At 28.7% G+C, this 6873-nt stretch carries 6 protein-coding genes and 1 pseudogene; 2 read left to right on the top strand and 5 right to left on the bottom strand.

What is annotated here, in order from left to right; translation table 11 throughout:
• From AB2369_RS10020 to AB2369_RS10000, 5 genes are all read right to left on the bottom strand, one after another.
• A partial coding sequence (locus AB2369_RS10020; protein WP_367666340.1) for a metallophosphoesterase occupies positions 1-690 on the bottom strand: 690 nt, incomplete at its 3' end.
• 492 nt (positions 691-1182) lie between these two features.
• Positions 1183-2658 (bottom strand): PH domain-containing protein, encoded by a 1476-nt coding sequence (locus tag AB2369_RS10015; RefSeq protein ID WP_367666339.1) that lies wholly within the window; start codon positions 2656-2658, stop codon positions 1183-1185.
• The gene (locus AB2369_RS10010; RefSeq protein WP_367666338.1) at positions 2639-3133 is read right to left on the bottom strand and encodes a PH domain-containing protein; all 495 of its coding nucleotides are present in this window, start codon (positions 3131-3133) and stop codon (positions 2639-2641) included. The genes AB2369_RS10015 and AB2369_RS10010 overlap by 20 nt, the downstream gene beginning before the upstream one ends.
• A 260-nt stretch (positions 3134-3393) precedes the next feature.
• Positions 3394-4458, bottom strand: a complete 1065-nt coding sequence (locus tag AB2369_RS10005) for an endonuclease/exonuclease/phosphatase family protein (RefSeq protein ID WP_367666337.1) — start codon at positions 4456-4458, stop codon at positions 3394-3396.
• A 187-nt stretch (positions 4459-4645) separates the two neighbouring features.
• Positions 4646-5530: a LysR substrate-binding domain-containing protein gene (locus AB2369_RS10000; RefSeq protein WP_367666336.1), complete on the bottom strand. Its 885-nt coding sequence runs from the start codon at positions 5528-5530 to the stop codon at positions 4646-4648.
• Positions 5531-5641: 111 nt separating this feature from the next.
• Between AB2369_RS10000 and AB2369_RS09995 the strand changes: the two genes are divergently transcribed.
• Together AB2369_RS09995 and AB2369_RS09990 are read left to right on the top strand one after the other, a co-directional pair.
• Complete coding sequence (locus tag AB2369_RS09995; protein WP_367666335.1) at positions 5642-6673, top strand: YeiH family protein; 1032 nt, start codon at positions 5642-5644, stop codon at positions 6671-6673.
• Between the two features lie 62 nt (positions 6674-6735).
• A pseudogene (locus AB2369_RS09990) lies at positions 6736-6873 on the top strand (IS1595 family transposase); the annotation flags it as partial.

The following is a 6873-nucleotide window of genomic DNA, read 5'->3' as shown; positions in this document are numbered from 1 at the left end:
CTCATATACAGTTCTACTCTTTAAACTTGCATGATTATGAGAGTAAAATAATATTACTTCTGGATATTTTGACAAAGTATCTATTATCTCTTTTTTCTTATAGGTATCTACCCATGGATGAGCATTCCAAAATAGATTTTGATGAAGAAATACAAATATAGGTCTTCCTGGTTTGTAATCTTCTGCTAACTTCTCCTTTAACCATGCCTTTTGTGTATCTGATATGTAAGCATTTAAAGATCCCATTTCCTTAGTATTACTGGATTCAGATCCTAAGGAAATAAAATTATATCCTTCTATCCATCTACTATGATAGGGTTTAGTTTCACCTGAAAAATTATAATATCTTTTTAAAAACTCATCTACATGAGAAGGTGAATTATGCTTTATTGTATAATCAAAAAATTCATGATTTCCAATATTTTTTATAACATGTTTAGGTAGTATTTTTTTATTCTTTTCTAAAGTTTTATTTACATCATTATATTGCTCCTCTAAACCCTGTCCTACTACATCTCCATTTAAAAATAAAGCATCCATATTAGGATCAATGTTATGTAAATCTTTAATTACTCTATCTAATTTCTCTGTTTCAGCATGGACATCTCCCAATACAGAAAAGGATAATATATTTTCCTCTTGTTCTTCTTCTTTCTTCTCTGAAGATTCTTCAGTTTTTGGTGAAGACATCTCTAAGGCTTTATCTTCTATAGTAGGATTTAATTATTTAAAACCTACTACACCTAGTATCAAAATAAGTAAAACAATAAGTATCTTCTTCATTAGTTCCTCCTTTAAGCTTTATCTGATGGCTACCAACTGTAACTAATAATTGCTAAGCCCCTAGATTAACTCATCTAACCTTCAAACGCTGAGAGAACACCATCTGAAGGAAGATTCCTTCTATATTATTACTATATAGTATATAACTCTAGAATTTCAATACTTTAAATCTTGTGAAACCATAAAATTCATAAATTATTGCTATGTTACTTTGCCTTTAGCTATAGGGTTCCTAGTCCGGTTCTTAACTTACACCTCCCTCAAAAGTCTGATTTATAAGTGAATAAACCACAGATATAAGTTAACTTTTAAGATATGAACCCTATAGAAATAGAAAACACTTATTTAAATAATTGTTATAGTTAGGTTATCTAATTAAAATTTAACTAACACAGCAAGTTAAATTATAAGCTGATTATCCAGTAATTCCATAATATTATTATCTAAATTCTTTACGGTAACGACTTCTCCAAAACTATTGCTATATATATTAATCTTATAGTTACAAATTCCCCTCACTCTTTGGAGTGGCCCCTCCGCCTTGCTTATAGATTGCACACTATTTTGAGTTATAATTGTTGTTTTCTTGGTTATACTTCCCTCACTGATTATAATAACATTACTATCTACACCAATAGATGTGTTTCTATAATTAGCGTATCCACGTATTATTGAAATTAGTATAACCATAAAACCTATAGAAATCCTTAAAGTAAGATCAACTCTTACTAAAAGATTCATAAATATTGTAACTATTGCTAAGGTTACTAAAAATCTCTTCACAATAAACCTTGCAATAACCCTTCTTTTAGGTTTGAAAACCTCTCCTTTATACTCCATATGGGGAATTAACTCCCTAATGATTTTATTCTTTATACTTTCATTAGCTACTGGATACAAAAGAGCTATCTCACCTGTTTCATCCCCATAACCTATTGTAATAACTTCAATACTATATAAATTAAATATTTGCTGAAATAAGCTTTGTTTCAGTCTAATACCATGAAGTTTATCCAAGGGTATAGAATACTCCTTTTGGTTAATTAATCCATAGGATATATTAAGTCTATTCCCCTTCTTTATTACCTTAAATTCACTAAATCTAATATTATCAAATATCACTGATATTATAATAGTTATTAAGTAGAAAAATAACACTAGGCCTATAACTTGTACCACAATAATTCCAATGGATTTATTAGATATATTTTCAATATTAATAAAGCTTAAAACCTTATCTAATAAAGATATATTTATAATTCTCTCTATGTTTTCTAAAAATTCGGTTATAATAAAAAATACACTTAGACTCCAAATCAGTTTATTTTTAGTCAGAGAATACATAAGGATATCTTTAAAGGATGCCTCTATTTTATTATCTTCTATATCCTTATTTAAAACCTGATGAACATCCTCTTTATCTATACTTTCATCTTTATTTATATTATCCTCATACTTTCTGCCTTCTAATATTATTTCTTTAAGTGCCATTGCCATATGATGACTTAACTTTATCTTAAATTCACTGCCATTTATACTAGCAATTCCAGTATCTATTTTAACTGTACATATATTAAACATTCTATCAATTACAGTCTTCTGAATATCAACTGTACTAATTTTATTAAATGGTATTTCTCTTTTCTCTTTTGAAAGTATACCACTTATATAAACCAAGGTATTATCCTCTAAATAAAAATATATGCTACACCAACTTATTAAAGGTATTATTATAAGGAATAATACTCCTACCACCCCAAATATATATCCCCACTTAGCAGCTCCTATAAATATAAATATTAACCATGCTTTTAGTCCCTTAACTATCTCTTCAATAATATATAGAAAGTGATTTCTACTTTTCTCCTTCAGCATTTAAATTCACCTTCTCTTTAACCTTATCCTTTAAATAATGGCTTATTTCCTCTGCCTTTTCTCTATCTATATTAGGAATTTTATGAACTCCCCCAGCAGTATGTATTTTAATATTTGCAAGGTTTAAAAATCTATTTATGGGACCTTCATTAATTTTTATATGTTGTATTCTAACAATTGGAATTATAGTTCTCTCCCTAAAAAATATTCCTTCACTAAATTCTACTTTATCCTTGGTTATTGTATAATACCACTGCTTATACTCAATAGCTGGGTAAATAATAGTGTTTAATATCATTATTCCTATAATAACTACAATAGTAATATTAATATAAGGATTAATATTATCCTCTAGAACTTTATTTAAAAATAGAATCTTTCCTCCTATAAGTATAGTACTTATGATTACAGTGGCTATTAATCTAGCAATAAACCAAGATTTTTTTGAATTTACATTTAACTTATTTTGCTCCATAATATCCCTCCTGTATCTATTATATCTACTCTTTTTCTTATGTCATTATAGGAGTATTATATTTAAGATTTTTTTAAGAGTAACCATTACAAAGAGATTATATTTAAGATTCTCTTAAGACTAATACAACTAGGGTGGACTTTGTATTATAGTTTTCTATAGAACAAAGTCCACCCTTAATATATCTCCCACATATTTATTATTTCAAAATAATGTGTCTATGTTTATTTTTAATTAGAAGACATCTTTTAATTGTTAAATTAATCCTCTAATTTAAACTTTAAGGTTACTGGATTATGATCAGAGTATCTAAAGTCTAAATCCCTTCCCTTGGTTTCAATAACCTGAACATTATCTGAAACCATAAATCCATCGATAACTGCTCTAAAGTTGTCTCCATTTTTATACGGCTTGTCTACTGAACGAGCTGTAGGAACATTCTTATCAAACTGCCATGAAAATCCCTTTGGCATAAAAGTATCAGGAATTACCTGTAACCACTCTGGCCACTCCTGAGTTGTTTCAAATATAGTTGGATCAGTTCCTGGTATTTGATGGTTCCAATCTCCTCCAATAATAACATAATTGCCTTTTTCATATTCCTTTGTTAAAAAGTCATTTAAAAATCCTAACTGCTGTTTTCTTATATTTCCACCCTTATCATAGGCTGATAAATGAGCATTTATCATAACAAGCTCTTTATTATTATCTGTATTAAATCTACTTACACTAATACTTCTATCAAGTTCTGCCAATTGAACTGGCCATGGCTCTTTACCTGGCAGATCATATCTTGTACTACTTTCAATATTAAATTTTGACATATTAACAAGTCCTGCAAGAACCTTACCATGAGGATTAGTTAGTGGTACTGGAACCCAAGGAGTCTTATAGTTAATAGCAAAAGATAAAGAGTAATCCTTAAATTCTTCTTTTAAAGCCTCATATTGATCAATCTTATAACTTCTAGATGAATTCCTATCCACCTCTTGCATAAATACAAAATCCGGGTCTTCTTTCTTTATAATATCTAAGGTTCCTTCTAGATTCTCTAAGGTTTTTTCCTTACTTATAGAACGAGACATGGTTCCTCCATCCATAAAGAAATCTACATCTTTGTCCATACCAGCATACCCCATATTATATGTGGTTACTGCCATTGTATCTTTTACACTAACTTTTTTCTCTTTGTTATTATCAATATCTAGACTAATAACTGCCTCTGGTTTATAATCTGTAATTGTCATAAATGCTAAGTATGCCGCTACTACAGTTAAAATTAAAATAATAATTCCTAAGATTATTTTCAAACTAATTTTTATCATATATTCCTCCTAATATTAAAATTTCTTTTCATAAATTCTATATAGTAATCCACACTTCTATTCCTATATAAATTTTATTTAAGATTATGTTATATTCTTAAATAAATACTACCATTAATCTCTATTATATTAAAAGTAAAATTTAGAAATTATTTGATAATATCTCTTGTTTATAGCCTCAAAACATTTATTCCATGTTGAAAAAAGAAAAAAACTTATCTATTTCTTCTCCGTATAAATTATTTTTTAAATATATAAAATTAAATTCTCTTTCAATGGAAAACTCTGATATTTTTATCTCAGATAACTCTCCATTTTCTATCTCTTCCCTGGCTGCATCCTCATACATAAAGCTAATGCCTGTGCCCTTTTTAACCAGCTCTTTTATAACATTAACATTACCTATTTCAATGATATTTTTAAATCCATTAAGGGTGTAATTTTTATTAAATAACCCTCTTTCCAGCACCTCTCTAGTGCCAGACCCCTTTTCTCTAACTATAATAGTTTCATTTTTAAGATCTTTTATAGTTACTTCCTCTCTATTTACAAGAGGATGATTGCAGGGTGCTGTTAATATAAGCCTAACTGTTTTATATAATCTACTTTCATATTCATCCTTATTAAATAATCCTTCAACAAGTGCAAAGGATATATCCCCAGATTTAATCTTAGCTAGTACCTCCTGTGTATTATCAACATACATGGTTACATTATAATCACTAAAAACTTTTATAAATTTATGTAGTATAGGTGCAATAGTAAATTCACCAATGGTTAAGGTGGCAGCAAACTTTAAAGTTTTGCTTTTTTTCTTTACCTCTTTAAGTTTTTTCTCCATAAGCCTTTCATTAGCCTTTAAATATTCAGTATGTTTATAAAAAACCTCGCCCTCTTCTGTAGGTTTAAGCTCTCTATTTGAATAATCAAATAGCTTACATCCGTATTGTCTTTCTAGAGATTTAATATGTTGAGTTACTGCTGGTTGAGTTATGCATAACTCCTCTGCTGCCTTAGTATAACTTTTGTTTTTATATACAGATAAAAAAGAGTCTATTTTTATATCAAACATTGTTTCTCCTTATATATAAATATATATTATGAATGTATAAATATTTATAATTAGATTTTATAAATACTCCATGATAAAATCAAGAAGAATATTATTTAGGAGTTGGTTTTATTGGAAAGTTTTAAAAAATATATTACTGGAATATTATTTACAGTTATATTAGCGGTGGTTTCAATGCTTATAAGTAAGCTCATCCCCTATGGACTAATTAGTGGAAGTGTATTTGCTTTATTAATAGGTATGGCTTTAAACCCTATAATTTCAAAATATCACATATTAGAAGATGGACTAGCATTTACTTCAAAGAAAATATTACGTCTTGGAATCATCCTTATGGGGGCTACCCTTAGTTTTTCTCAAGTCTTCCAAGTAGGTAAATTCTCCTTAATTGTTATGGTGTTTACTTTAATAACAGCCTTTGGAGGTGGATATTTATTAGGTAAAGCTTTTAATATGAATTGGAAACTATCTGGACTCATTTCTGCTGGAACTGGTATATGTGGTGGTTCAGCGGTAGCTGCTATTGCTCCAGTTATTGACGCTGAGGATTCCGATATTGCCTATGCTATCTCTGCCACATTCATATTTGATGTTATTATGGTAATTCTCTTCCCAATAATGGGTAGATACTTTGGAATGACAGATCTTGGATATGGTCTTTGGACTGGTACCGCTGTAAATGATACTTCTTCTGTGGTTGCAGCTGGATATGCATTTTCTGATGCAGCTGGAAATTTCTCTGTTATAGTTAAACTTACTCGTACATTATCAATTATACCAGTTGTATTAATATTTTCTTTTATAAATGAAAGACTTACTAGAAAAGCTAAACTTAATAATAATGGTAATATAAGTACTCACCATGAAAAAATAGACCTAAAAAAGATTTTCCCTTGGTTTATTCTATTTTTCCTTGGTATGGTGTTAATTAAAAGTACTGGAATAATATCTGATAGTATGAGTACTTCAATTTCTAGCATAAGTAAATTTTTAATGGTTATGTCTTTAGGTGCTATAGGTCTTAAAACAAACTTTAGTAAGCTATCAAAATCAGGTTTTGCTCCAATGGTTCATGGATTTATTATCTCTGCTCTAGTAGTTATTGTATCCTTTTTAGTACAACTTTCTATAGGGCAAATATAACTAAATCTTTTGTGCTAGTTAAATCTTAGAATAGTCACAGTTTTTTAAGTAACCGCTCTTTTCGTAAATTTAAAGAATGGATTAGTCTTCATTTTAATGGAGTATCAACTAAGTTTATGGATAACTATTTATTTTGGCATAGATTTCTTGAACTTAATAAATCACTTGATAAAGTAGAACTAAAGAAAACCTTACTTACA

It is taken from the genome of Clostridium sp., from assembly GCF_040797585.1.
In the GTDB taxonomy this organism is placed as follows: Bacteria; Bacillota; Clostridia; order Clostridiales; family Clostridiaceae; genus Clostridium_Z.
Note: the sequence above shows the minus strand (reverse complement) of the source record. Positions and strands in the feature narration are given on the sequence as shown.

Bases quoted from the DNA above. Each gene is read 5' to 3' on its own strand.
- AB2369_RS10005 (WP_367666337.1), bottom strand. From the start codon at position 4,458: ATGATAAAAATTAGTTTGAAAATAATCTTAGGAATTATTATTTTAATT.
- AB2369_RS10010 (WP_367666338.1), bottom strand. From the start codon at position 3,133: ATGGAGCAAAATAAGTTAAATGTAAATTCAAAAAAATCTTGGTTTATT.
- AB2369_RS10015 (WP_367666339.1), bottom strand. From the start codon at position 2,658: ATGCTGAAGGAGAAAAGTAGAAATCACTTTCTATATATTATTGAAGAG.
- AB2369_RS10000 (WP_367666336.1), bottom strand. From the start codon at position 5,530: ATGTTTGATATAAAAATAGACTCTTTTTTATCTGTATATAAAAACAAA.